Here is a 24,627-nt window from a genome sequence, read left to right as displayed (position 1 = left end):
CGGTGGAAGCCCCGCCGTTCACGGCGGGCGAGGATGTCACGTCGAGTGTTCCTTGAGCATGCGTACCTCTCGTGGGAACGCGACGCCCTCAAAATCCATTACCACGCGAATAACAAGTTCGAGAGGGACGTTAAACGCGTACTCGTAGTACTGGCCGCCGGCACGTCCCTCGTTCCGCGCATGTCTATCGAGAATTCCGAGTATCGCGAGATCGGCAAGGTGATCGTGCATCCGTCGGCGAACGAGCGGATCCACGTCGGAGTGTTCCGCGATGCGTCGATACAGCGGGAATACGTCGCGGATTCTCGCGGGCGTCTCGTCTTCGAGGGCCAGTTGGAGTGATGCGACCAGCGAGAGGTGGTGGCCGTGTTTCGTGAGCCCGCGCATCCCGTGTTCGATCTGGCTCTGCTCAAGTGCCTCTTTAGCGCGATACCCCTCGAAGGAGTGGACCAGACACACACCACTCTTGCGAGTGAAGTCCGGATGAATGGTCCCCGATGAATTGTCGTTCCTATCACTATCTGATGTTCCTCCTCTCCACTGTTCAGATTCTTTCGTGTTAGTCACACAGCACCCCTGCGAGTGAAGACAGCAGCAGCTGTGGTGTGGGACACTGTTTGAACTATTGTAACTAACCCACATTACTGGATCCGCTTTACTTATCCGTGTCGTTCATGCTTCACTTGCAACGGTGGGGTGTCACATTCACTAGCCGTGATCTGGTGTCGTATACGATATGGTACAGAACAGAAAATCACCACCAGACGAGAGACTTGCGTTACTTCTGTCACCCCTTTCACTTGCAAAGGTGGTGTGTCTGAATGAGGAAGATAACGGGTCATGACGTTCAGTTGTAACACATGAATATGTGGTTTTATATACTACTGTGAGGATGTGTAGGTATGCGACGGTTTGAGCGGAAACAGAACGTTTTCGCCAACAAAGACGCCCTCGGCGAGTCTTACCAGCCCGATCAGATCGAAGAGCGGGATGAAGAGATTGAGGAGTACATGCATGCTCTTCAACCGATCATCGACGGTTGGGAACCGAACAACGTGTTCGTATACGGCAACACAGGTGTGGGAAAAACGGCGGTGACGGAGTTCCTCCTCGATCAGCTTCAATCAGACGTTACAGCGTACGACGATATCGAGCTCTCGGTCATTTTCCTCAATTGCAAGACGCTCAATTCATCGTATCAAGTCGCTGTCGAACTCGTGAACAAACTTAGACAACCAGGCAACGAGATCAGTTCAACCGGTTACCCGCAACAAACGGTGTTCAACAAGTTGTTCGATGAACTCGAGGCGATCGGCGGAACGGTCCTCCTCGTGTTAGACGAGATCGACTCCATCGGTAAGCGGGACGAGCTGCTCTATGAACTCCCACGAGCGCGAGCACACGACAATCTCGAAGAGACGAAGATCGGTGTTCTCGGAATCAGCAACGACTTCAAATTTCGCGACGAGTTAGATCCTCGCGTCCAAGACACGCTGTGTGAACGCGAGCTACAGTTCCCCCCGTACGATGCGCCTGAGTTGGAAAATATTCTTCAGAGCCGGGCAGATGTCGCGATCCGTGAGGGGTCAGTTGCTGACGGTGTCTTGGGATTCTGTGCCGCGCTCGCCGCTCGCGATAGCGGAAGCGCGCGGCAGGCGCTCGATCTGCTTCGGCTGGCCGGAGAAGTCGCTGAGAGCGAAGACGCAACGTGCATCGAGTTGGAACACGCGGAACAGGCGCGATCGAGACTTGAACGCGAACGAGTCGAAGAGGGAATGCGAGAGCTGACGACACACGGACGACTGGCGTTGCTTGCTGTCGTGTCGAAAACCGCCAAACAAGAAACGCCGTGTCGAACTCGGGCCGTATACGACGAATACGCATCCCTCTGTGAGTCCGCCGGGACAGACACACTTGCACAGCGATCGGTACACAACCACCTCGCGGACCTGCGGATGTTGGGAATACTCTCTGCTTCCGAGAACCGGAGCGGCTCTCGCGGGAACTACTACAGCTACGAACTGAACGTTCCGTTCACGAGCGCGATCGAAGCGATGTCTGACGTGCTTCGACTTTCACCCGAGATCGAAACGATTCGCGAGATTGGGTTGATGAACGATATTACTTGATTCGACAGGCCACGCCGATGGGGGCGTCGCATGACCGCGCTTCACTTGCAAAAGTGGTGTGTCTCCGTCCCAGTGATGAGGTACCGAGATTGTCGCTACGAGTCGACAGTCACCTCGTCTGCTTCTACGGAATTCTCTTCTTCATCGGCGTCAGAGCTTGCCGGTAGTTCGTTGAGTTGCTCTTCGGCGCGATCGCGGTCCTTGGGGTAGCCCACGTCGATCCACCGGGTGACGCGGTCACCCGAGATCCCACTCACAAGCTCACCGTGACCGCCGGCCGGCGATCCGGATTGCGTTGATGGTACAGCCGGGCTGGATGAGGAGATCGATCGGGTCCGCCCGGAAATCGGTGTAGTGGGATTTGACCGCAGAACGCGTCATCTCGTAGAAACCATGTTGGCTCTCGGACCTGAACGGTCTGTTCACCCAAGAAGAATGGCCACCCATGTTCGGAACAAGCGATCTATGCGGCCCGGTCGACAAGCCGTTGGTGGCGACGTGTCCCTGCAGCTGTTCGCGTTCTCATGTCGCCACTGAGAGGGGACGGCCGATCGACAAGCCGCAGTATCTGGCGGAGGGCGTTAGGAAACAGGAAAAGATGGGATCTGCTACCGTATCTGTCTGTGGTGATCTCGATTGTGGCTGTGCGCGCAGCGACCGTTGGGAGCAAGCACGGAGCGGTGGGTGGGGTGTGGCTGGATGGTGCAGACACACCGATCGCCCAGTCGCATCGAGCTGGAGGCTCACAGCAGACGTTGCTGAGCTGTCTGGACGGAGGTAAAATTCGCCCTCGACGCCTAGCTCTCTCGGTCTGTTAGAGGTGATTCAGATCGGCGTCGGCCAGCGTCACGGCCGTGACGGGCTCGCCGTCGACGCGGAGCTCGCGTAGGCGCTCGGTCCCGACGTAGCGCATCTCGCCGTCCACCGATTCGCGCTCGACGAGGAGCGCGTTCCAGGGCGCATGCGGGGCGCGCTGGTAGTCGTGCTCACGACGGATGCCGTCGGCGCCGACGAACTCGATCGTCGGGAGGTCACTCCCCATCGACTGCCTCCTCGTCCCCGTCGCCGACGTCCTCCACTTCGAGACCCTCGGGCAGCGTACCGTTCTCCTCGGCGAGCCGCAGCTGTGCGGCCACGGCGTTCGCGTGCGCGTTGTCGTCGTCAGTCATCGGGTCGCCACTATGGCCTACTGGTCGATCGATTGACGCGTCCGGTTCAAGTGTCCATCGGTTGCCACTCGTCAACATCTCGATAGTCGACACCATCTCGGCGCCGAAATCGGGCGTCTGCGGGTGGCTGCTCCCGCGCGTCACGGTGAGTTCGACGTAGTCCGCCTCGACACAATCGACGACCGTCATTGGCTTCGTGAGGGCGCGGGCGGCGCGCTCGTCGAACGTGCCCGGACCAGTCGCCGCGTCGCCGGCGCTACTCATCAGCAGCCACCTCGTACGAACTCGCAAGGTCGCCGTCGACGAGGTCGTCACGGCGCTCGCGCTGCTCGCGAACACGCCGGTCGGCACGTTCACACGCGCGCTTGTCGGTTGGGTGCGGCATCAGGCGCTCGCCTCACAGACCGCGGACTCATTCGCACTCGCGTCGACGCGCTCGACGTCCACCTCTCGGCCCTTCGAGAGGTTGCCGCCCTCACACGCGATGATCTGCTCGCGCTCTTCGAGGACGACCGATGCGTGGTCCTCACCGAGGCGCTTGCAAACGGGTGTGAGCACGACGTCGACGGCACCGTCCCACTCGCCGCGGACGCGGACGAGCGGCGTAACGAGTTCCTGCTCGCCCAGCTGTTGGTGACGCTCCCCGAGGCCGACGACCGTCAGCGGGCGAGTGCGGTCGCCGAACAGGACGCAGTCGCCCCGCCGGAGGTCACGTAGGTCAGTAATCTGTTCCGTGTCGGTGCGCTTATCAGCGCGTGAGTGGTGATCGTTCATGCTGTCGTTAGTGGACAGCGCGGTCGTCGGCGTTGTCGCGCCGGCGGCCAGACCGTTTCTGACCGCGTCCCGCGCTTCCTACTAGTTAGTATATTTGCTAACCACTTATAGGTTAGCATTTGCGCTAACTATTAGTAGATACGCTAAGCAATGTCCTGTAGGGGTTAGCAAATACTACAATGGAAAGGCCTGGAACACGAGGTATGGCGAAGACTCGCGCGCTCCTCACAGAGACGGAGCGCGAGCAGATCGCAGGCGAGCATGGAGACTCTCGAAAGTATCAAGCAACTTCCCGGGTCCGAGGGCGGATTCAGGAAGAGCTCGAAAGTGACGTGGAGATCCTCAAAAAGTACCACCCAGACCTGCTCGACGAACTCCGCGAGGTTGTCTGCGAGGAGGTTGATGAACACGGCTGAACGGCGCGCGCCCCAACTGCAGTGGCCCGACGGGTATCCCCGCACGCCCGCCGGTGAGCGTGAGCCCTACCCAGGCAACATCTCGCTCACGCGCAAGGAATCGTTCGAGTCGATCGTCGACGAGCTCGAACGCTGGGGTGCGACCGACGTCCGGATCTCCACCGCGAGCACGCACTACAAGGACCGCCGAACATCCCGCACCAACACGACAAGCCCGCCGGCGTCGGCGCCGCCGTCCGCTTCCGACGCGAGGACCGTCCCGCCACCGAGGGCTACGCGATCGCGTGCGACCGTTGGGAGACCCAGTTGGAGAACGCACGGGGGACCAGTCTGTACGCGTGGCGGAAACGCCTCGCCGAGCGGTATGGCGTCACGACTGCAGACTCGGAGTTCGAGACCGCCCGGTTGCCGCCCGGAGATGAGGACGAGTCGGTGGTCGTCGCCGGCGGACGTGTCGAGACGCCACCTGCACACGAGGTGTCGGAGTTGAAGCGAGCTCGCGACCAGCTGCTCGACGCGTAGCGTCTCACTGTTTCCGGTCAGGGTTATTCGCGATCTCCACGAGCGGCGGCTCTCAAACTGGTTGTGGTAGTAACGTGCCGGCGACAACCCAACCATGACCGCATCGATGCCAAGTCGGAATGCGGGATCACAATCGCGTGCCTCTGCACGGTGTCGCCGGCGTCAGCACGTCTACGCCGCAGTATGAGTGACATCCTCCCCGGCGTGAACGCCGGGGCTTCCCGTACCGCAGGTGGGATATTTGCTGGTCTACGACACGGCTTGTTCTCTCGTGTGAAACGTCCCGCTCTCGCGGTCGAACAAGTATGTCGATGGCTGTGCCACACAGCCGTTACTCCTATCCTCACCGTGAGGACTCGGAGTTATCTTCTGCCGCATGTTCTCCGCCCCGTTGCAATCCGCGTTCCCAACCAAACCGCACGACGAGCAGACGTACAACCCACGCTCGACACGGTTCTCCTTCGTGTCGTCACCACAGTTCGAGCAGGTCTTTGAGGTGTTCCACTCGTTCTCCTTCAACACCTCGACACCACGAATCTCGCCTTTGTACGCGAGGTACTGGTAGATGCGGTCGAACGCCCACGAGTGTAACTTCTTGTTCCCAGTTTTGCCCCAGTCGGACTCTCGCACCTCTTCAGGCCAACTCACCGCGAGTGTACCAACACCGCGTTCGACACACTCCGTAATTATGGTGTCTGAGAGGACGTGGTAGAAGTGTGTTTCGCGGTCAGCGAGTTTCCGACGCGCCCACATCGACTTCTCCGAGGGGCCGTTCTCACCTTCGGTGTCGTACTCGGCTCGTTTGAAGTAGTGCTTGTCTTCTTTGAGCGAGTTACCGGGGTAGAGAACGTATTCGTCCGGGAACGCGACCGTGGCGATGTTCTTGATGCCAAGGTCAATCCCCGCCACTTCGTCGCCTGCGGAGTCGTTCGTTTCGAGTTCGACTTTGCAGACGAAGTGCAGTTCCCACTCGTCGCCGTTCCAGACGGCGCGAACGTTCTGCACTCGGTTGACTTCAGAGAGGTCAATGTCAGGGCGCGTCTGGTACTCGCAGAGCAGGAAGTCCGACCAGTATTCTTTCAGGTTCGAGCCTTTCGAGAGCCGGACGCGGTTGTTCTCGGGGTCGTGTTTGAATCCGTCTTCTTTGAATGTCACCGTGGAACGCGGTCGGGTGTCACCGTGTTTGCGGTAGCCGGGCGGATTCGCCTCACTGGACTTGTGCCGTAAGTCGAACCACGACTGGAAAGCGTCAGAAAGTTCTTCAATGACTTTCTGACTGGATTGCGCGTTCAAATCTTTCCAGCACGACTGATTCTTCATACACGATTTCAGAACACTACCGTTCGGGATCTCACCGGTTGCGTCCCAGATACGGTCGGCTGTCCATCGTGCGACGTTCCAGATTTTCGAGGCGGAATCCCCGAGCGAATCCAGACCATCACAGATCTGTTGGTGGTTCTGGATAGAACCAACGTAGGTGCGCGTGACGGTGAGATTCGCCATACATAGCCTATGTAGAACCAGTTACTTAATAGTTGTGGATTACCGTGGAATATCCGGCCAGAGTGTCATCGGTGGACTGGTCAGCAAGTGTCGGATCCACGCCCGCCGTAAACGGCGGGATTCTCTCCTTGTGAAAAGATAGCAGAAGTAGGGCGGAGGGATTCAGTGAACTGAAGAACAATAGACAAAGTCACTGAAACAGTCGCAATAGACATAATAGGTGAAATAGGTGGAGTAGGTGAGCAAGTCAGAAAAGAACAAAAATGCGGGATAGGCGAAGTAGAATCAGTAGCTACACCACACAGAACATATTCAATAGAAATAATCTGTGTACTCGCTTCAATCCCTGTAGATTAGAAAACAGAGAACTATTTTCACAATTGGTTTTCAATACTTTTCGGAAGATCGAATCGGAGCGAGGGATGATCGTAGTCACGGTCGTCCACCCAGTGATCTGATTGCCCCTCATATGGATCGATGAACGCATTCCGAACCCGGCCTTCGTGTTCTTTCACAATACTGGTCATGCGGTCAATCTCGGATTGATTCCACAAACGAAGCGACCGGCCTTCCTCAGTGACTTGCGTTGCCTGTACAACAGATACCTGGAGAACATGCCCCGACACCACCGTCTTGTTCAAGGGATCCAGTAACAACCCAAAGAACGTGTCTGCGTCCGCGATCTCGTTCACCATCATCACCAAATGCGACGGGAGCTGCTCCGGCGCGCTTCGAGGCTGTTCATACTCCGGCTTCCCGAAATTATAATTCTCAACTAATCTGGGCTTCCCATCGAAACAAGCTTTGATAACGCGACTCTTGAACACACCTTTCGCTTTCCGTGGATCACGGTTCTGATCCAAGAAATTCGAAGAGGCATCGTAATCCCTCGGAGACGGAGTGAATGCTACGAGATCGAAATTCTCCGGGTGATATGGATCGTGAGTTGCTTCCTTGGCGCTTGATTTGGGTTGGGAGTCGACGTCGTCTGAACTGTGGAATTGGAAGTCAGGCGATGCACTGATCGTCGCCCTTGACGCGAGCGAAACTCCGACAACTGTCCCGACGCTTCAATGTCCAACAGAAGCCCAGAAAGAACTGCGCGATATCGCAGTAGAGCAACGCCAAGAGCGCCGACAAAAACTCGCGGAGATGTCTGAGTAATACACATTTCCAGAGATGGGTGATTGTCTGTTCTTGCTTCGCAGGCAATCCCATCTACTTTACTCCACCAACTAATACAAGTTTAGTTGTGTTACGTCAATCTGATTGGGAAAATTTTATGTGGGTGCCGCTGGCACCAGATATTGTGGCTGAAAGCGATAGCCCCCACATATGGGGTTAAGGAGCTGGAGGGACAACTAGTGACAACGATGAACTGCCCGGACTGCGGGGACGAGCAAACACGCGTCATCGATACCGAGACCAGCGCCGACGGAACCTCCGTCCGGCGGCGCCGTGAGTGTCAACGCTGTTCGTTCCGCTTTACGACCTACGAACGTCCGGAGTGGGACTCCCTCCAGGTGAAGAAACGCAACGGAACCATCGAGCCATTCAACCGTACGAAGCTTCGTGCAGGGATCGAACGAGCCGTAGAGAAGCGTGACGTGTCCGAGACAACGGTGACGACTCTCGTCGACGACATTGAGAGCGCGCTTCAAGACCGAGAGACACGTCTCGTCTCTTCGAGTCTCATCGGTGAACTTGTCTCTGATCGGTTGCGTGACCTCGACAAAGTCGCGTACATTCGGTTCGTCTCCGTGTACAAGGCGTTCTCGGAACCCCAGGAGTTCCTCCGCGAACTCGATGCAGTCTTGAACGCAGAAATAGACGACTTCGAAGCCCCGAACGACTCACAATGACACACACAGATCAAACGGATGTTCGGTCACTCCTCGACCGGATGAGCATAGACCACGAACAGACGTACAGAAAGCGACACGGGTGCATTCGAGCGCACCGAACCAAGAACGACGGAAATAGAAGCCAACCAACAGCGGACGTTTCCTCCCGGGTACGTCCCAATGACTGAAAATAAAACCACAGGTGGTGATACAGCGACTGACATCTTCTCGGAACGAACACAGCTCAAACCGTATGAATACAATGATTTCCTTGATTACAAGGATGCGATACGGAACAGCTACTGGGTTCACACGGAGTTCAACTTCTCGGGAGATGTTCAAGACTTCAAGGTCAACACAACTCCGGCCGAGAAGACCGTTATCAAACGGACGATGTTGGCTATCGCACAGATCGAGGTGCAGGTGAAGACATTCTGGTCAGATATCTACGAAGAGATGCCCAAAGCAGAAATAGGCAGTGTCGGCATGACCTTCGCAGAGAGTGAAGTGCGACACATGGACGCCTACAGTCATCTACTCGATGTGTTGGGGATTACAGGAGATTTCGAAGAAGTTACTGAAGTCCCGGCTGTAAAAGACAGAATCGAGTATCTTGACGAATGCCTTGAGCGTGGTCAAAGTGATGATACAAAAGGGTATGTGATGAGCATCCTTCTGTTCAGTATGTTCGTTGAACACGTCTCACTGTTCAGCCAATTCCTTATCATGACAAGCTTCGACAAGTATGAGAAGAAATTCAAAGGAATTGCGAACGCTGTTGAGGCGACCAGCAAGGAAGAACAGATTCACGGACTGTTCGGAGTAGAACTGGTTGACACGATCAGAGAAGAGAACCCAGGCCTGTTCGATGATGAATTCGAAGCAGAGATTCGAGAAGCATGTCGGCGGGCTTACGAGGCAGAGATGGGTATGCTCGACTGGATTTTTGGAGAGGGAGAACTCCAATTTCTACCGCGAGAGTATGTAAATGAGTTCTTAAAAGACCGATTCAATCAGAGTCTAGAGAATGTCGGAGTATATCCAATGTTCGAAACAGATGATGACCTACTTGACGAGACTCGCTGGTTCGATGAGGATATCATGATGACGAAGGACAATGATTTCTTCAGCAAGCGATCGACCACATACAACAAACACACGCAGAGCGTTACAGCCAAGGAGATGTTCTAACAATGGCACAAGCAGAACTCACACAAGTCAGAGAACAGCACAAAGAACCCTTCTACTGGTTGAACGAGGACAGCAAAGAGTTCCTCAGAGAAGGATACCTGATTGAAGGGGTCGAACCGAAGGAAAGGATCAGACAGATAGCAGAGAACGCTGAAGAGATCCTGGATGAAGAGGGCTTCGCAGACAGGTTTTACGACTACATGAGTAGAGGGTTCTACAGTCTCGCAAGCCCAGTCTGGGCGAACTTTGGACTGGACAGTGGCCTCCCTATCAGCTGCTTCGGCAGCTACATGGAAGACAACATGGAGAGTATTCTCTACACCCACGCCGAAGTGGGTGAAATGACTAAGTTGGGCGGAGGTACAAGCGGATACTTCGGTGACATCCGGCCACGAGGCAGCCCAATAACGAACAACGGTAAGAGTAATGGGAGTTACAGTTTCACAGAACTGTTCGACACTGCTATCAATGTGGTGAGTCAGGGCGAAACTCGAAGAGGTCAGTTTGCAGGATATATCGATGTTGAACATGATGACCTCGAAGAATGGCTCAACATCAAGACCGAGGGTGATCCGGTACAGGATATTTTTTACGGTGTCATCATCGGTGATGAGTGGTTCCAAGAAATGGTCGATGGTGATGAGGAAAAGAGAGAGACGTGGGCAAAGATCATCGAGACACGAATCAATATCGGCGTCCCCTATATCATCTTCAGAGACAACATGAATGAGGGGAAGCCACAGGTCTACAAGGACAAGGACTACGAAATAAATGCATCCAACCTGTGTACCGAGATAGCACTACCAGCCACACCGGATGAGAGTTTCGTCTGCTGTCTCTCAAGTATGAATGCTCTCCACTACGACGAGTGGAAGGACACGGATGCAGTTGAAACTCTGACGCGCTTCCTCGACGCCGTGATGGAGGAGTTCATTCAGAAGGCAGAGGGGACGCAGTTCATGGAGCGCGCTGTGCGATTCGCCAAGCGTCACCGTGCAGTAGGAATCGGCGTGCTCGGTTGGCACAGTTACCTCCAGAGCAATATGATCCCGTTCGACAGCATGGAGGCAATGCAGGAGAACGAACAGATATTCCGGACGATTAGAGAGAAAAGTTACGAGGCGAGCGAAGAGCTAGCCGATGAGTTCGGCGAACCGGAGATGCTCGAAGGATACGGTCGGCGTAACACGACGACGATGAGTGTAGCCCCGACGAAATCAAGCAGTGTCATTCTGGGCCAAGTCAGTCCGAGCATCGAGCCACTGAAGTCGAACTACTTCGTCCGCGACGGTGCGAAGCTGAAGTCGACGCAGAAGAACCGGTTCCTTGAGGCGATACTGAAAGAGCGAGGCAGAGACGGGCGCGAGGTCTGGGACAGCATCGCACAGAACGACGGGAGCGTGCAACACCTCGACTGCCTGACCGACGAGGAGAAGGAGGTGTTCAAAACCTTCGCCGAGATCCCACAGATGGCGATCATCAACCAGGCAGCGCAGCGGCAGAAACACATCGATCAGGCACAGAGCCTGAACGTCTCGATTGATCCGAGCGAAGTGAGCGTCAAGGAGATCAACCAACTCTACATCGAGGCTTGGAAGAAAGGGGTGAAGAGTCTCTACTACCAACATAGCGTGAACGCTGCACAGAAGTTCAGCCGAGACATCCTCGAATGCAAGGCCTGTGAGAGCTGATCTCCCATCGGCCGGTATGATTGAGTGGTCCATGTAAACTACGCCACTCTACCCCTCGGCGTGTGCGTGCCTCGGTCCTTGATGGCTTCGGCGTGGATTTCATCAAACAGATTTGTCGGAGAATCCCAGGGTGTGGACCGACGAGTTCGGCGACGAGGTAGTCGACCTGATCACCGAAGCGGTCGAGCTAGAGAAAATTACACCTACGAGGCGTGTCCTGACGAAATACTTGGCATGGGTACCGAGCAGTTCGCCGAGTACGTCGAACACATTGCCGACCGGCGCCTTGGACGACTAGACTTACCGGAACAGTACGGGACTGACAATCCGTTCCCGTGGATGTCCGAGTAAGTCAACCTGAACAAGCAAGAGAATCCCTTCGAGACGCAGGTGACCGAATACCAGATCGGGGGTAGCCTCGACTGGTAGCATCCGACCGTGTTCCGCATAGCAACGTGGTCCCCTAGCTGTCTCCGAAGCATAGCTGTATCTCCTGACTGAGGAGACCTTACAGCGTCTCTCGGACGGAATATTCTCGACTAATGCCATCAACAGAGCAATCGCGACGAGATGTCTTTCGAACTATCGCACAGTTACAGCACGTCGAATGGCCTACATACGGGTCGACACCGCTGTACGACCGCAGTTCGGTATCTGCTCTCCAATCGGACATTCGAACCGTCGCCAGAGTCTGGTTCGAACACGACGTCCACGACTCGATTGCGGAGTTCGTCTCGCAGTACCCACTGAAATACGTCGATTTCGGGCCGCATGACGAGTATTCTGGCTCCACGCGGTATCAGATGCCGCAGTTGGTCCGGTTGTTCTTGCTCAAAGAGATCCACGGTTGGGACCACGAAACGGCACTCTTGACGTTCCTTCGACAGCGACCGGAACTCCGTTGCGATCTCGGTTTCGAGCGTATGCCGGATCAATCGACTCTATGGCGCAGTTGGCACCAGCGATTCACGACCGAACTCCGCGAGACAATCGAAACGGCGGCTCGAACGATCCTGATCAAGGCCCAGGATGCGGGTCTCATAGTTCCACGAGAACCAGACCGAAAGCTCAGCTATCGAAACGATGATCAAGATGACTCAGCACCGGACGATCAGACCGTTCTGAAGCGGGCCAAGAAAATCACCAACCACTTCAGTCGTATCGTCTTCCCTGCATTCTCACTGAATCGCGGTGAGGGATGTGAGATCCACGAGAACGCCTACTGGGGCTTGCAGACCTATCTCGGGCTCCGTGAGAACTTGGCTGCCAACGAGGGTGCTCGGAGCTTCATTTACGAGTCAACGCGAGAGCGGACACCACTCGGACACGCTCACCGTGACCACATTCGCGGTCTTTCGATACCAGCGGTTCGGGAGATGTACCGAGAGGCCGTCGATCGGCTGCTGGAAGAGGTTGCAGGGACTGAGGAGTTCTTTCGAGCTGGAATCGTCGCGATCGACATCACCGAAGCCGATCCGTTCACGGGCGACCGAACGGGCCACGAAGACGAGATCATCGGGACGAAAGAGCAGACCGACGAGTACGCCTATCAGTGGGCGACGGTCCAGTTGGTCGGGAACGCCGTCCCAATCGTGCTGGACGCGCGCCCGGTACGGAAAGGAGAGTCACGAAAGGAGATCGTCGAGGACCTGCTGAATTCGGCTGAGGACCTCGTTCATGTCGATAACGTCCTGATGGACCGGGAGTTCGATAGCCAACACGTTCTGGAGATGCTCAGCCAGCGCGGGCTTTCCTACGTCGTTCCGAAACGGATGCAGACCAGCGAGAAAGCTCAGGCCAAGCGGTTGCTCCGGCGTGACCGAGACCGATACGAGACCGACCGGAAGCTGCATCTCGGAAAGAACGAGTGGCACCAGACGACGCTAATCTACCACCGCAAAGAGAACGCTGAGCACGACGACCATCGACAGTATTCAGTGTTCATGACGAATTGCGGGAGTGGTCACCTCACGGAGTACGGCTATCGCTGGGAGATCGAGAGCGGATACCGGTCGATTAAGCGGTTCATGGCTGCGACGACGTCGAAGGATTTCGGGCTTCGCTTCTTCTACTTCGCGTTTGCGTGTCTGCTCTACTCGATCTGGCGGGCTGTCGATCTACTCGTCCAAGTCGAGTTGACCGGTGAATACGAGCACTCGCCCATTGTGACGGCCGACAATACGCTCACGCTGTTGAAGAAGGAGACCGGAATCGGATAGAGCGATACTCTGTCTGGGGCAATGCGGATTCTTGAGTGGCAACGCTGTCGGGAATTTCGGAAATTCACCGATCTGGTCGGTAGTACGACACGAGAAGATCCTCGAGAGAGGATTCGAAGCGTCCTCCACTCACAAATTCGTCCGAAACCACGCATTACAGCCCCGCTAAACCCGCCGTAGTCTCAACTTCCAACACCCAAGATTTTGTATAGCGATATGCAATATATAAATTTTCTTAGTGCTGGAATTCGGCGTTAGGAGTCTCCAAACTACCGAATCTGGTGTATCGTCCGAATTCAACGAGTGGTCCTGATTATGCTCGTAATCACGACCACTTTGAAGTACCCCGACGCCGTCGGTGAAGCACGAATGCTGCAACCGCCTCACGACGGCGCTTCCCCCAGGGTAGAGGCACCGAGAGCGGGTCCGCAGGACGGTGGAGGCCAGGTAGATGCCTGACCGAGCGCTTTCGACGGCGCTCGACGACAGCTTCGAGCGCTATCTCCAGGACAAGGGGAAAGGCCGCGGCGGCGATGGCGGGAACTATCGACGCAACGCAGCCCGCGAGCTCGAGCGGTTCGCCGAGTGGGCCGCCGGCGACCGCGGCGACGACCACTGGACCGGGATCGTCCCCGACGACGTCGACCGGGAGCCAACCTTCGACGATCTCGACGAACGCGTGTTCCGAGAGTACGCCCGGCATCTTGGTGGAGATCGGGGACTTAAGCAGAACACGGTACAAACCTATTACCGCTATATCTCTGCGTGGTGCGGGTGGTGTGTCAACGAGGGGTATCTCGAGGCCCATTACGCGCAGCGAGCGAGTGCGATGGCGCCGCTGCCGGAAGACGACGGCCGCAAGCCCGGCGACCAGCAGGCCTGGACGTCCGAGCAGCGCCACGCCCTCACTCGGCACGTCGACGAACGGGCCCGCGACGCCGTCGAGGCGTACACGACACTCCCGGAGGATACTGACCCCCTCGACAAGCAACGAGCGCGCTACGCGGCGCTCAAGTCCGCTCGTGACCGGGCTCTGGTGTTCGTCCTCGCGTACACGGCCGTTCGTGTCGGTGAACTCCTTCGGGACCCGAACGACCCGCGTCGACGCGGCGTCCGCTGGGAGGACCTCTCCCTCGAGGACGGGAGTATGGACGTCTACCGGAAGAAACAGCAGTGGGACGCCGCCAGTCTCCCCGACCCAGTGATCTCGCCGCTGCGGAGCTACCGCCAGCTGTTGGACCCGACGACGGAGCGCTGGCCGGTGTTTCCAACGTTCGACCAACGAACGCTCGCAGGACTCATCCAAGATGAGCTAGCCGACCAAGGGGAACGCCCGGACGCAATTGCCGAGCGCCGCGAGGAGTATGCCCGAGACCTCTTGCTGGCGCTCGACGAGGATATTCGGCCGCCGTCGATCACAACAGACGGCGCACGGTCGATCCTCCAGCGGCTCTCGGAAACTGCAGAGGTCGATATCGACCATCCGAAACACGACTATCTTGCTCCCCACGGCGGCCGACGTGGAATGGGAGAGGTGCTTGTCCGCGCGTTCGGGTATACAGTCGCTGCTCGTTACTTGGATAACTCCGAGGAGATGGTTCGGGAGCGCTACTCGCATATTGAAGCTGGTGAACTCGGTGATGTCGCAACCGAAGCACTAGAACAGATCGATTGAAGAGTGAAGGCTATGGACCCTCCCTCAATCATAGCAAAAAGGCACTGTTGGAGGTCAGCGTAGTACCTCTCCGATTTCAATGGGGAGCTCTGGTGACGGAGCAGATATCATCTGATCCGGTTGGAATCTGCCTGATCTAGTGTCACCAATAGATGGCTACTATTTGCGATTCGATTTGGAGGGCATCAACATCGATAGCTTCTCCTTCACTACCCATAGACCTGCGTTCCTCGAATATCATGTAGTCAGTAGCTTCTGCTTCGTCATCCTTCGAGAGGGAGACATCGTGGTCTCGAAGATACGTCGCATAATCAGTGTAAAAGTCAATCAGTTCTGTTCCGCCATAGGGGGAGAGTGTTGGGACTCCTTCTTCAACTACATACTCGGTTATGAACCCGCGATGAAGATCGTCCCCGACCTCGTCAATCCCTGCTCGTTCATCAAATTCAGCGAGCGTATCTATCCAATCGTCTAGGTCTGTATCGTCACTGAACTGTTCGCTCGCCTCCTCTTTGGCGAGGGCCGCCGCACGTTCCATAAATTGGGTTAATAGCTGAGCCAGCGGCGGAGAGACTGTTTCGATTTTCTGTGCGAGGCTTAGCGGGTGCCACGACTCTTCGTCATACGTCTCCTCGACACGACAGAACACTGTGTATTCTTCCTCGTCAAACAGGGCATCAGGAACGTCTTGCCAGAGCTTCAGGGCGTTCAGTTGACCCACGATATGGAGTGGCTCTCCGTCAGAATCGTCCGGGTCACCTGGCTGAATTCTCCCGTTCTTCACCTGGTAATCGAGAACGCGTCCACTCACCGGGATCTCTGCCCCAAACATTGATTCGATAAGCTCCAGGACATCTTCGTCCTCTGGACCAACTGCCTCAGGAATATTCTCTTGGAGATACATCATCACCTTATAAAATCGGTATAGATAGTGCGTCTCCAGTTCAACATCAACCCGAAGGATCTTCCCTCGGATTACTTCGGACACATCTATCTCGGTTTCCTCGTCCGAATCGATGAGGCCAACATCCTCGTCGTGCCGTCGATGCTGATCTAACTGGTCGAAGAGTGACTGAATCGCGTAGTTGTGTACCACTTCGGATGAATTCTCCCCCATCTCAACCTGTTCGCCCTCTACCTTTGCGCCCACCCCAGAAATACTCGCGTTCACACCACCAGCAACACGCTTCGTTGACCGACTCCCAATCTGCTCGATCCGTTCTCAGTACCTCACAAAGCATCCTCGGCTAGCTGTTTCTGCGGCCTGAGTTCTGTGTCGAAGCGGTTGTACTGACGGTCTCGACGAGAGAATTACGGACGGATCGACGGAGAGCTGTCGCTGTCGGCGGCGGTCAGCCGCCGACGCGACAGCGTCGCCACTCACTCCGCTGGCTTGCTCGGTCGGTGGTTAGCGGTGGAATCGGTCGTCAGGTGGCCGATTCGCGGGGACGGCCCGACGCACCGCGAGGGCCGTCCACGCAGCTCGTCGAATCATATTGACGAACTCCTTGTACGGCCACCACCAGAGGCGACGCCCGCCTCGGCGGGGCGTCGCCACATACTCGTAGTGAAGGTACCGCCAGACGTTCTGTAAGAGGAGACTCACCACCACGTACAGCAGCCGTACCGTTGGATCTCGTGTTGTCGTTGTCGCTATCGCTTGCTCAAACAAGCGATAGCTTGACTCGATACCGAAGCGTTTCGAGTAGTGGTATCGAGCGTCCCGTGGTGAGTCGATGAACGGCGCGTCAGCGGCGTAGCCGTGACGCGCCACACCGTTCTCGTCATACTTCCCATTTAGGTACGTACAGTCGATGTAGACGGGAAAATCGACGGTCCAGCTGTGACCGTCGAGTTTCCCCGTCAGATCATGCTGAATGACGCGACTCCATCCTTCCGAGAGCTCTTGCTGAATCGCCTCACCCCACCGGATGATCGGGATCACGTACGCGTAATTGTGCGCCTGAAGCAGCGTGAGACACTTACTGTCGTAGAATCCGCGATCAAGGTAGACGGCCTTGACCCCGGCGTCAAGGCCGTCGAGGACACCGAAGAACTCAGCGAGGACACTACTTGCGGTATCGCCGTCTTTGAGACGGCGTACCGCCAGCGTGTAGCGTTTGTTCTTCACACGCGCGTAGAGTGTGGCATAGGCGTGGAACGCAGTGGTTCCACGCTTCGCTACCGAGTGATAGAGGCCGTCTGTGTCGTCTTCGTCACCGTAGTAGGGCCGCAGGTGGAGGTCTGCGCAGACCTCCACCTGTTCGGGGAGCAATTCATCGAGATCCTTTCGCAGGAGCGTGTTAGCGACTCGTTCGAGCCGTTCCGGCTCGAACTTCGTCCGAAGATGGTAGAGGACCGTGTTCCCAGCGGGTGAGTTCTGGCTCGACGCACAGAGCGTAGAGACAGAGGTCCCGTCGGCGCAAGCGCCGACGAGGACCTCATAGATGTCTTCAGCAGTGATTTCAGCGTTATTGGCTAACGAGAGCGAAACTTCCTCGTCAAGGCGGTTGACGAGAAAGTTAAGAAGCTGGTCCTCGTGGATCTCACCGTCTGCTTGTTTGGTTTTAGACACACCTTCAGCAAGCAGACGTTCTAACTAAGCGGCTTTGTGAAGTACTGAGTATTCGTAACCGGTCGTCTGTGTTCCGTCGTGATCGGTTGTTTCGATACGAGAGTAGTGTGCTTCAGGTCCCGTGACGACGAAGTCAGTCCGTGGATCCGGAGAGTAGTATCCCCGGGAAGTAGATTCACCAGAATCCGCATTGAGTGCGTCGGCAACGGCGACTTGTGTAGCGTGAGGCAACCCATCGAGAGGTGTGCTAAACTCGTTGGAGATACCGGTCACCGTTGCTTCGTCTAATGAAAAACCGCCCTCGTTCGAGTTTGAACAGGAGTCCAATCGTGAAAACGACGTGAGACACCCAGCGGTGGCTGTAATACCGATACCACCGATCACCTGAAGCGATTGTCGTCGAGTGCTGTCATTTGGAGGGCACTTCATATCCCACAGTTAGTTGCTCTACTGAAATACCCTATCCTACTCAGCCACAGGCGTGGGCGGACGATGACGGGCGACGACCCATCTGTTCGCTCACTCACTCGGTGTCCACGTGACAGGAGCAACGCTCCGCGAATTCGCCGACCGTGGTCGGACAGACGCCGTCGCCTCGGTATCGCTGTTCGGTGGGGCGATTCCGAACGACAGTGTCGGGGGCGACGGGCGATACGGGTCGGCTATTGCGGCGATCGACGCTCCTGTTTCAACTTTTACAGCCGGAACGACCGGATCTTGGGAGGGGTGTATCGGGCCTCAGATCGGACCCGCGCAGTTGGTCATGGGGGGCTCGAAGCATCTGCGAGCGCACCGGCCAGTTATACAGATGTCGACGTCATCGACCTGGTCGCGGACCACTACTCAGACGCCGAGCCGAAGGAGGGGTGTCTACCGCGGGTGGTCGGTCAAATTAGGGTCGAGTGAGTCAGCTCGACGACACCGAGACCAGTGACAGGTTGCTCACCCGAGACGATAGTTGCGAACACGGTCTCGTGCGACGTACATTGAGACGATACCGACGAGACACGCGAATACAGCCGAAACAAGTGTCCCACTGAGACCGATCACGAACCGGTTGACGCCGACGGCCGAAGCGAGCGCGTGGCCAGCAATACCAGAGTGAGCGATAACGGCTGGGAGCGCAACGATGAGTACCGCGACCGAGTAGATTGCGAACGCGAAGGCGCTAGGAACGATTGCTTTGGTACTTCGAGAGACGCTGACAGCCTCAAAACGCGGAAGGCCGACACCTATTCCGGTCCCGATCGCTCCCGATACGGCCGACAAGACGAGCGCTGACACGCCGAGGCTCGCAACGACTGGTACCGAATGCGGACTCAGAATTCCCGCGGTGACGGTCGCTGCGACGGTTATCGGGGCTATCAGGAGGGCACCAGAGAGGACGTGTCCGGTGACCAGTGAGCGCTCGGGGGCCTCTGAGAGCAATGTGACAGGGAGCGCTGCGCCCTCTTGGCCCACCACGTTAAGCGCGAACAACGACCCGGCAACCCACGTTCCAGTGAGTAAAACCCACAACGGCAGCCCAGTTCCGATCTCCCCTGTTTGGACGGCCGTGACAATCGGGCCGGCGAGGACGATCAGGGGATACAACGCGAACGACAACGAGATCGGCGACCGGCGGGCACGTTTCCAGTCGGCTACGACGACACCGAAGACTGGCTGTGAAAGAATTCGTGAGAGCCCGTTGAACCGCGAAGATCTATCGTCCGATCGCTCGACCTCGTGAGTGATGTGAACGCCATCAGCGTACCAGAGCCACTCTGAAAGTCGGTACAGGGACACGACCGCTACAACGACGAACACGCCTGTGAACCCCACCGCGCCGATCGCTCTGAACGGTGACGCCCCAACACCGAGCCCCAGTGCGGCGAGATCCCCGAACCAGTCGATCGGCGTCGGCGAGAGCACTCGATAGATCGGTTCCAGGGCTGACGCAAACGCGTTCGTGAAGATCAGCGCGAAGTACCCGATACCGAGCAGGACGAGAAACAGCGTTCGAAGGCGGCTGAGCAGCCGCGATCGAACGCCGGCGTTTCGCACCCCGAGTGCGATGATGAAGCCGGCTGGGATCCCGGTCGCAAGTAAGAGACACAATGTGAGCAACAGGGCGGGGATCGTGAGTAGTGAGCCGGCACCGACGGCGAACGCGACCGAGGCGGCGCTGCCGACTGTGAGGAAGAACGCGGACCAGAGCGCGAGTTCGGTGAGGAGGAGGCCACTGATCAGGTCCCGGTGTGAAACCGCCGTCAACAGGCCGTCGAGGTTGTCGGGACGGAGCGCCACGGCGTACGCGCGGTATCCACCGAATCCGACCACGAATATCCACCCGTAGACGAACGCCACCCGGGCCCATTCGATGAGTGGCTCGGTCTCGCTTCCGGCAACGAACCCGCCGGCGAGATATGCCCCGAACACCCCGCCGATCGAGAACGGAAGCAGCATGATGCCCGCGAACGCAAGCGCCAACAACTGCGTTGTGTTCCCCTTCATCGTCCGCCAGCGACGGCGGAGTTCGGCCCGGGCAATGAGCCGCAGACGTTTCGCTCGCGTCATCGGTCCTCGACCCTTCCGTCGTCATCGACTCGTCCGTCTTGTCGGGCCGCAGCGTCTCCGGTGTTTCTGGGAGCCGATTCGGAAGCTGCCGGTCCGGGTTCGGCGGTGACCGAGAGGAACACGTCTTCGAGGGTCGTTCCCTCCTCCGCTTCCATCCGTGCCGTCAGCTCTGTGGGTGATCCCTCGGTAACGAGGTCACCCTCATAGAGGACGCCGACGACGTCCGCGAGTTCCTCGACGACCGAGAGGATGTGCGTCGAGAGGAACACCGTGTGGCCGTCGTCGGTCAGGTCCGCGATGACGTCGAGGACGGTCCGAGCCGCCCGCGGGTCCAGTCCGCTGGTCGGCTCGTCAAGGAACACGACGTCGGGATCGTGTAACAGCGCCTGAATCAGCCCAACCTTTTGGCGCATGCCCTTCGAGTAGTCGTCAATCCGCTTGTCGGCGTCGTCGCTGAGATCGAACCGATCCAACCAGTCTGTAATCCGGGTCTCCATCTCGGCGGCAGGGAGATCACGAAGTCGACCAAAGTACTCGAGCTGTTCGCGGCCGGTGAGTTCGTCAAAAACCGGCGGTTCCTCGGGAAGATACCCGATCGATGCCCTGATCGCATCACGATCAGATACGGGATTCCCGTTGATCCATGCCTCGCCGTCGGTGGGCCGCGTCAGCGACGTCAACATCCGCATCGTCGTCGTTTTTCCGGCCCCGTTCGGTCCGAGGAAGCCGTACACTGTGCCGTGGTCGACGGTGAGATTGAGCCCGTCGACGGCAATCTCTGTCCCGAACCGTTTCGTCAGTTCACGCGTCTCGATGGCGTCTGTGTCTCGTGTCATTGTAACGGATGGATAGTCAGGTTCGTACCGCAGTCGGTCATAGGGCGATGCCTCCGACTCCGACAGCGACGAAAGCCAGCGCGACCACCGTCGGGAACACTGCCCGCCAGAGCCGTGCGAACGCGAACCGTCTCGGGGAGCGATCGGTGATGACGAGATCACCCTCCAGGAGGATCTCGTTCTGCTGCCGTTCCGTGTGTCCCGCGATAAGATACTCCTCGCCGGGAGCGATCCGACGTTCGACGTAGCGCCGCGTCCCGAGTCCCGGGATAATCCGTACCCATCTCGCAACGGGTTCGAGTTCGTCTCGCACGTCGACGAACCGTTGGATGCGCTCGGGCGGCGTTTCACTGCCACCGACGGTGATGACAGTCGATTCCGTATCGAGCGCGAACCGTTTGGCGGATGGGACGACATCGAGAGTCCCGGCCGGACCGTTGAGGGTGAACGGACGCGTCGCCACCCCGCCGTCGAGATAGGCCTGAAACCACGGGATCCCGATCCCGAACGGTTGCCGTTCGGTAATCTCGAACTCGAAACCGAGGCACCGTGATCCCGTGAACGGAGTCGTAAGGGCCTCGGCTGATTCATTCGCAATCCCGCAGCATACGACGAAGGAGCCGGTGTTGGTCACTTGGGTCTCTGACGGTGGCACGGAGGACACTCGGGACGACCGCAAGCGGTCGGATCCCATACCAGCCGATCGCAAGACCGAGCGCGACGAAGCCGCTCCCGACGACCGTGAACAGCATCACTGGGAGAGGTGTGGGTTGACGAACCCATTGGAGCAGCGGTCGGCCGTCGTCGCGTTTGACCGCGATGAGGTCTCGTCTGCCCTACCGAGAGAGATCACCGGAGGAAGGATCTCGAAGAACAGCTGTGGGGTCTGATGGACGGCGGTGACCGTCATCGGGACGGACAGTAGCAGTTGCTCACGAAGGAGTCGTGAGGCTTCTCGGAAGGGGTTGTGGAGGGCCATATCCAATGTAACCACGAGAATCATATATAAAACGGCGGTACGATCCGATCTAATCGGTTCTGTGGAAATCCGCAGTAGGTGATACAGTCAGGTCTGGTTGCGGTCAATACAGAAACTTGACCACGCATCCTTCGGGTAGCTCCGTCAGTTGAATTCGAGCGACTCGGCCCACTTGACGAAGTTGGCGAAGACGACCATCACCACAATGAAGAACACGATGTACACCCCTCCGTGTATGAAGTTGAACTGTCCTGAGAAGGCCAGAGAAACGAAGAGAAACGCAGCCACTGCAGCGATAGTTCCTGCCAGATACATGCGCAATTGAGTCTCCATACGTCCGAGACGACTCACTGGCGGATAAATGTGTGTGAGAAAAGTTATTACCTCACCTATGGAGGATCTATACAGTTATACTGGCTTATCCGCCGTAATTGGAGCTTCTATGGGAGGGCCAGCGATAGGTTCGCTCATTGCTGGTGACCGCAACATCCCGATACTGCTCATGGCGATCGGTATCTGAGCGGTCTGTACTGAACGATTGAGTGTGTGGAACCGATCAACTGCAGAGGTTTCAACAGAGCTAATCTATCCTACCGTTTGAGGAATAAAATCCAACGAGACTATTTGTCCAATACTTATTTATTGGTAGGAATCACCCCATCTCGTGGTTCGATCAGGTTCCCCCTCCCAATCGGCGAGTTGTCTTGATGCTCCGTCGATCCGAGTTGATGAACTCATAACACCGCACGTACCAGTTTCAAAATCATAATCTCACGATTCAGACTAATGCCACCACGCCCTCCATCCGACGATTCAGACGAACAGTCATCCGATGACGAGCTCACCGACTGGCCACCAACCGACTCGGGTCAGCCCGATTCAAACCCACCGTGGATACTGCTTGGTGTTGGTGGACTCGTTGCTGTCGCCATAGGGTGGTTCTTCCGGCCGTGGCTCCACGGACTCATCTACACGGTGTACACGACGCCGCTACTGTTGCTTGGTATCGTTGCCGGCAGCGTCGCCGCGTGGGTCACCGCACGGTCGGGCGGTCGCGTTGAGATCGTCGTCAACACGCTCTCCAGCAGTGACCACACGATTACCCCACTCCGTGTCGGGGTGGTTGTACTCGTGATCGCTGCGGTTGCGCTGATGCCCGTCGCCAACGCAGTCGCTGGCGTCACCTTGAGCGACCAAACGATGAGTCAGACGGCCACCGCTGAGCGACTCGACGATGTTGATGCCGACAACCCGCGTATCGTCACGCGAGCGGTCGCCGATCGGTACGCATCGAACACGCTCAACCGGCCGCAGTACCGCGTCGGGGACACGGACATTAGCGTGGTGAACGGGACTCCCTACTGGGCGGCACCGCTCGCTCCGGACGGCCTGTTCAACACGATCACCAAACGACAGGCCGGAACCGTCCTCGTCGATATGACGACTCAGCAGGCGAATATACGGTCCGTTGATGGCGAGCTTGAGATCGGGGTTGGAACGATTTTCCATCGGAACTACCGGTGGGAACTCCTCAAATCGCAGGCGTATCTCGTTGACTACGGCGATCCCAAGATGGTCATTCACAACGAGACCCAGTATATCGCCGTCCCGTACTCGGAGCCGCAGTTCCATTTGACACCGCTTCCGCACACCACGCCTCAGTGGGGAGGCGTCGCTGTCATCGATCCAAGTGGTTCAATCGAAACGCTCTCGCCTTCCGAGGCTGCTGCCAGTCCGATTCTCGACAATCAGCAGCTGTATCCTGAGCAACTGGCGCTCCAGTCGGTCGCAGCGACAAAGTATCGCAACGGGATTCTCAACACATACACGAGCCACGAAGACGAGATCGAGATTGCACCGCTTCCCGGAGACAGAAACGATCAGCCGTTCTTTATCCTCTCTGAGTCGGGTCCGCAGTACGTCGTCGCCGTCGAACCGTACGGCGACGCACAGGGACTCAAGGAGCTGTGGACGATCGACGGCCAAAGCGGCGCCTTCGAACGGTACGTGCCAGCCGACTCGCTGTTCGGCCCACAGCGAGCAGCGGACCTCGTGAGGCAATCAGCGCCACAGACAGATTGGGACCGCTTTTCGCCGGCCGAGCCGATCCTTACAGTCATCGACGATCGAGAGTACTGGCAAGTACGCGTCGTCCCCGAGGACAACAGCGGGATTGCGTATGTCGCATTTGTCGACGCACGGTCCGGTGATGTTGATTCATTCGAACAGACAGACACAATCACTCAGTTCCTCGCAGGTGAGACTCCGGTTGAGACACCCACTGAGACGGAGCCGAGTGAAACGACTGCAGAGACGCCGACAGTCATCGTCCAACGGGTTGCTGAGAACGGCACTGTGATCGAGACCATGACTGTGTACGACGACGAATCGGTCGAGATCCGAACACCAACAAACGGCACCGCTGGCACAGAAAACACGACCGCCAGAACGCTAGGAAGCTAGACGTATCTGCGCATCACGGACACAGCAACACAGTTTGTGACTCGGACATCTTTTCTCTCCTCTGCGACAGAGAGATCGGACCACA

The 24,627-nt window shown here is 57.1% G+C and carries 24 protein-coding genes and 2 pseudogenes; 11 read left to right on the top strand and 15 right to left on the bottom strand.

Annotation, left to right across the window (positions count from 1 at the left end; genetic code table 11):
- Window positions 1-36: 36 nt before the first annotated feature.
- Window positions 37-459: a Cdc6/Cdc18 family protein gene (locus HLAC_RS14590; protein WP_241211158.1), complete on the bottom strand. Its 423-nt coding sequence runs from the start codon at window positions 457-459 to the stop codon at window positions 37-39.
- Window positions 460-902: 443 nt separating this feature from the next.
- Between HLAC_RS14590 and HLAC_RS14585 the strand changes: the two genes are divergently transcribed.
- The gene (locus HLAC_RS14585) at window positions 903-2,129 is read left to right on the top strand and encodes an orc1/cdc6 family replication initiation protein (protein WP_015911494.1); all 1,227 of its coding nucleotides are present in this window, start codon (window positions 903-905) and stop codon (window positions 2,127-2,129) included.
- 95 nt (window positions 2,130-2,224) lie between these two features.
- Here HLAC_RS14585 and HLAC_RS19340 read toward each other — a convergent pair whose 3' ends face one another.
- The 5 genes from HLAC_RS19340 to HLAC_RS14570 form a co-directional block, all read right to left on the bottom strand.
- Window positions 2,225-2,386: a hypothetical protein gene (locus HLAC_RS19340; protein ID WP_015911493.1), complete on the bottom strand. Its 162-nt coding sequence runs from the start codon at window positions 2,384-2,386 to the stop codon at window positions 2,225-2,227.
- A gap of 557 nt (window positions 2,387-2,943) precedes the next feature.
- On the bottom strand, window positions 2,944-3,171 hold the full coding sequence (locus tag HLAC_RS14580; RefSeq protein ID WP_015911491.1) for a hypothetical protein: 228 nt from the start codon (window positions 3,169-3,171) through the stop codon (window positions 2,944-2,946).
- The gene (locus HLAC_RS14575) at window positions 3,161-3,562 is read right to left on the bottom strand and encodes a hypothetical protein (protein WP_015911490.1); all 402 of its coding nucleotides are present in this window, start codon (window positions 3,560-3,562) and stop codon (window positions 3,161-3,163) included. Before HLAC_RS14575 ends, HLAC_RS14580 begins: the two co-directional genes overlap by 11 nt.
- Complete coding sequence (locus tag HLAC_RS19840) at window positions 3,555-3,683, bottom strand: hypothetical protein (RefSeq protein ID WP_015911489.1); 129 nt, start codon at window positions 3,681-3,683, stop codon at window positions 3,555-3,557. Before HLAC_RS19840 ends, HLAC_RS14575 begins: the two co-directional genes overlap by 8 nt.
- A complete protein-coding gene (locus HLAC_RS14570; RefSeq protein WP_015911488.1) occupies window positions 3,683-4,072 on the bottom strand; it encodes a hypothetical protein in 390 nt (129 codons plus the stop codon). The genes HLAC_RS19840 and HLAC_RS14570 overlap by 1 nt, the downstream gene beginning before the upstream one ends.
- A gap of 203 nt (window positions 4,073-4,275) precedes the next feature.
- Between HLAC_RS14570 and HLAC_RS14565 the strand changes: the two genes are divergently transcribed.
- Together HLAC_RS14565 and HLAC_RS19605 are read left to right on the top strand one after the other, a co-directional pair.
- Complete coding sequence (locus tag HLAC_RS14565) at window positions 4,276-4,488, top strand: hypothetical protein (RefSeq protein WP_015911487.1); 213 nt, start codon at window positions 4,276-4,278, stop codon at window positions 4,486-4,488.
- 306 nt (window positions 4,489-4,794) lie between these two features.
- Window positions 4,795-5,010, top strand: a complete 216-nt coding sequence (locus tag HLAC_RS19605; protein WP_241211157.1) for a hypothetical protein — start codon at window positions 4,795-4,797, stop codon at window positions 5,008-5,010.
- A gap of 249 nt (window positions 5,011-5,259) precedes the next feature.
- On the opposite strand, the gene HLAC_RS14555 is transcribed toward HLAC_RS19605, so the two are convergent.
- Window positions 5,260-6,513 carry an RNA-guided endonuclease InsQ/TnpB family protein gene (locus tag HLAC_RS14555; protein WP_015911486.1) on the bottom strand — a complete coding sequence of 418 codons (1,254 nt, stop codon included), beginning with the start codon at window positions 6,511-6,513 and terminating at the stop codon, window positions 5,260-5,262.
- Between the two features lie 374 nt (window positions 6,514-6,887).
- Window positions 6,888-7,211, bottom strand: a complete 324-nt coding sequence (locus HLAC_RS19600) for a hypothetical protein (RefSeq protein WP_015911485.1) — start codon at window positions 7,209-7,211, stop codon at window positions 6,888-6,890.
- A gap of 675 nt (window positions 7,212-7,886) precedes the next feature.
- On the opposite strand from HLAC_RS19600, the gene nrdR reads away from it, so the two are divergent.
- The 6 genes and pseudogenes from nrdR to HLAC_RS14525 all read left to right on the top strand — a co-directional run bounded on the left by nrdR (window position 7,887) and on the right by HLAC_RS14525 (window position 15,133).
- Complete coding sequence (gene nrdR, locus HLAC_RS14545) at window positions 7,887-8,375, top strand: transcriptional regulator NrdR (RefSeq protein WP_015911483.1); 489 nt, start codon at window positions 7,887-7,889, stop codon at window positions 8,373-8,375.
- 162 nt (window positions 8,376-8,537) lie between these two features.
- Entirely contained in the window at window positions 8,538-9,548 is a 1,011-nt protein-coding gene (locus tag HLAC_RS14540) for a ribonucleotide-diphosphate reductase subunit beta (RefSeq protein WP_015911482.1), read from the top strand.
- Between the two features lie 2 nt (window positions 9,549-9,550).
- The gene (locus tag HLAC_RS14535) at window positions 9,551-11,239 is read left to right on the top strand and encodes a ribonucleoside-diphosphate reductase subunit alpha (protein ID WP_015911481.1); all 1,689 of its coding nucleotides are present in this window, start codon (window positions 9,551-9,553) and stop codon (window positions 11,237-11,239) included.
- Window positions 11,240-11,322: 83 nt separating this feature from the next.
- Window positions 11,323-11,668 (top strand): annotated as a pseudogene (locus tag HLAC_RS20000) (ribonucleotide-diphosphate reductase subunit beta); the annotation flags it as partial.
- Window positions 11,669-11,781: 113 nt separating this feature from the next.
- Window positions 11,782-13,458 carry a transposase gene (locus tag HLAC_RS19595; RefSeq protein ID WP_015911480.1) on the top strand — a complete coding sequence of 559 codons (1,677 nt, stop codon included), beginning with the start codon at window positions 11,782-11,784 and terminating at the stop codon, window positions 13,456-13,458.
- Between the two features lie 451 nt (window positions 13,459-13,909).
- Window positions 13,910-15,133 (top strand): tyrosine-type recombinase/integrase, encoded by a 1,224-nt coding sequence (locus tag HLAC_RS14525; protein WP_015911479.1) that lies wholly within the window; start codon window positions 13,910-13,912, stop codon window positions 15,131-15,133.
- 142 nt (window positions 15,134-15,275) lie between these two features.
- Here the strand turns inward: HLAC_RS14525 and HLAC_RS14520 are convergent, their stop codons facing one another.
- Together HLAC_RS14520 and HLAC_RS14515 are read right to left on the bottom strand one after the other, a co-directional pair.
- Window positions 15,276-16,340 carry a DUF6414 family protein gene (locus HLAC_RS14520; RefSeq protein ID WP_422652236.1) on the bottom strand — a complete coding sequence of 355 codons (1,065 nt, stop codon included), beginning with the start codon at window positions 16,338-16,340 and terminating at the stop codon, window positions 15,276-15,278.
- Window positions 16,341-16,541: 201 nt separating this feature from the next.
- Window positions 16,542-17,708: an ISH3-like element ISHla1 family transposase gene (locus tag HLAC_RS14515; protein ID WP_009486633.1), complete on the bottom strand. Its 1,167-nt coding sequence runs from the start codon at window positions 17,706-17,708 to the stop codon at window positions 16,542-16,544.
- Between the two features lie 476 nt (window positions 17,709-18,184).
- On the opposite strand from HLAC_RS14515, the pseudogene HLAC_RS19590 reads away from it, so the two are divergent.
- Window positions 18,185-18,614 (top strand): annotated as a pseudogene (locus HLAC_RS19590) (DUF726 domain-containing protein); the annotation flags it as partial.
- A 36-nt stretch (window positions 18,615-18,650) separates the two neighbouring features.
- Here HLAC_RS19590 and HLAC_RS14510 read toward each other — a convergent pair.
- The 5 genes from HLAC_RS14510 to HLAC_RS14490 all read right to left on the bottom strand — a co-directional run bounded on the left by HLAC_RS14510 (window position 18,651) and on the right by HLAC_RS14490 (window position 22,412).
- Window positions 18,651-20,264, bottom strand: a complete 1,614-nt coding sequence (locus HLAC_RS14510; RefSeq protein WP_015911477.1) for a hypothetical protein — start codon at window positions 20,262-20,264, stop codon at window positions 18,651-18,653.
- On the bottom strand, window positions 20,261-21,100 hold the full coding sequence (locus tag HLAC_RS14505) for an ABC transporter ATP-binding protein (protein WP_015911476.1): 840 nt from the start codon (window positions 21,098-21,100) through the stop codon (window positions 20,261-20,263). Before HLAC_RS14505 ends, HLAC_RS14510 begins: the two co-directional genes overlap by 4 nt.
- Before the next feature lie 37 nt (window positions 21,101-21,137).
- On the bottom strand, window positions 21,138-21,755 hold the full coding sequence (locus HLAC_RS14500) for a hypothetical protein (protein WP_237583101.1): 618 nt from the start codon (window positions 21,753-21,755) through the stop codon (window positions 21,138-21,140).
- Between the two features lie 96 nt (window positions 21,756-21,851).
- Window positions 21,852-22,079 (bottom strand): hypothetical protein, encoded by a 228-nt coding sequence (locus HLAC_RS14495; protein WP_141104823.1) that lies wholly within the window; start codon window positions 22,077-22,079, stop codon window positions 21,852-21,854.
- A 144-nt stretch (window positions 22,080-22,223) separates the two neighbouring features.
- Window positions 22,224-22,412, bottom strand: a complete 189-nt coding sequence (locus HLAC_RS14490; RefSeq protein WP_015911473.1) for a hypothetical protein — start codon at window positions 22,410-22,412, stop codon at window positions 22,224-22,226.
- A gap of 453 nt (window positions 22,413-22,865) precedes the next feature.
- On the opposite strand from HLAC_RS14490, the gene HLAC_RS14485 reads away from it, so the two are divergent.
- A complete protein-coding gene (locus HLAC_RS14485; protein WP_015911472.1) occupies window positions 22,866-24,542 on the top strand; it encodes a hypothetical protein in 1,677 nt (558 codons plus the stop codon).
- Window positions 24,543-24,627 lie beyond the last annotated feature (85 nt).

Source organism: Halorubrum lacusprofundi ATCC 49239, assembly GCF_000022205.1.
Classification (GTDB): domain Archaea; phylum Halobacteriota; class Halobacteria; order Halobacteriales; family Haloferacaceae; genus Halorubrum; species Halorubrum lacusprofundi.
This window is presented reverse-complemented; position numbering and strand designations above follow the sequence as displayed.

Excerpts from the sequence above, each read along its gene's own strand:
- HLAC_RS14485 (WP_015911472.1), top strand. The coding sequence starts at position 22,866 with ATGCCACCACGCCCTCCATCCGACGATTCAGACGAACAGTCATCCGAT.
- HLAC_RS14505 (WP_015911476.1), bottom strand. The coding sequence starts at position 21,100 with ATGACACGAGACACAGACGCCATCGAGACGCGTGAACTGACGAAACGG.
- HLAC_RS14565 (WP_015911487.1), top strand. The coding sequence starts at position 4,276 with ATGGCGAAGACTCGCGCGCTCCTCACAGAGACGGAGCGCGAGCAGATC.
- HLAC_RS14575 (WP_015911490.1), bottom strand. The coding sequence starts at position 3,562 with ATGAGTAGCGCCGGCGACGCGGCGACTGGTCCGGGCACGTTCGACGAG.
- HLAC_RS14585 (WP_015911494.1), top strand. The coding sequence starts at position 903 with ATGCGACGGTTTGAGCGGAAACAGAACGTTTTCGCCAACAAAGACGCC.
- HLAC_RS14525 (WP_015911479.1), top strand. The coding sequence starts at position 13,910 with ATGCCTGACCGAGCGCTTTCGACGGCGCTCGACGACAGCTTCGAGCGC.
- HLAC_RS19840 (WP_015911489.1), bottom strand. The coding sequence starts at position 3,683 with ATGCCGCACCCAACCGACAAGCGCGCGTGTGAACGTGCCGACCGGCGT.
- HLAC_RS19595 (WP_015911480.1), top strand. The coding sequence starts at position 11,782 with ATGCCATCAACAGAGCAATCGCGACGAGATGTCTTTCGAACTATCGCA.
- HLAC_RS14490 (WP_015911473.1), bottom strand. The coding sequence starts at position 22,412 with ATGGAGACTCAATTGCGCATGTATCTGGCAGGAACTATCGCTGCAGTG.
- HLAC_RS14555 (WP_015911486.1), bottom strand. The coding sequence starts at position 6,513 with ATGGCGAATCTCACCGTCACGCGCACCTACGTTGGTTCTATCCAGAAC.
- HLAC_RS19600 (WP_015911485.1), bottom strand. The coding sequence starts at position 7,211 with ATGATGGTGAACGAGATCGCGGACGCAGACACGTTCTTTGGGTTGTTA.
- HLAC_RS14540 (WP_015911482.1), top strand. The coding sequence starts at position 8,538 with ATGACTGAAAATAAAACCACAGGTGGTGATACAGCGACTGACATCTTC.
- HLAC_RS14580 (WP_015911491.1), bottom strand. The coding sequence starts at position 3,171 with ATGGGGAGTGACCTCCCGACGATCGAGTTCGTCGGCGCCGACGGCATC.
- HLAC_RS14510 (WP_015911477.1), bottom strand. The coding sequence starts at position 20,264 with ATGACGCGAGCGAAACGTCTGCGGCTCATTGCCCGGGCCGAACTCCGC.
- HLAC_RS14495 (WP_141104823.1), bottom strand. The coding sequence starts at position 22,079 with ATGGCCCTCCACAACCCCTTCCGAGAAGCCTCACGACTCCTTCGTGAG.
- HLAC_RS14535 (WP_015911481.1), top strand. The coding sequence starts at position 9,551 with ATGGCACAAGCAGAACTCACACAAGTCAGAGAACAGCACAAAGAACCC.
- nrdR (WP_015911483.1), top strand. The coding sequence starts at position 7,887 with ATGAACTGCCCGGACTGCGGGGACGAGCAAACACGCGTCATCGATACC.
- HLAC_RS14570 (WP_015911488.1), bottom strand. The coding sequence starts at position 4,072 with ATGAACGATCACCACTCACGCGCTGATAAGCGCACCGACACGGAACAG.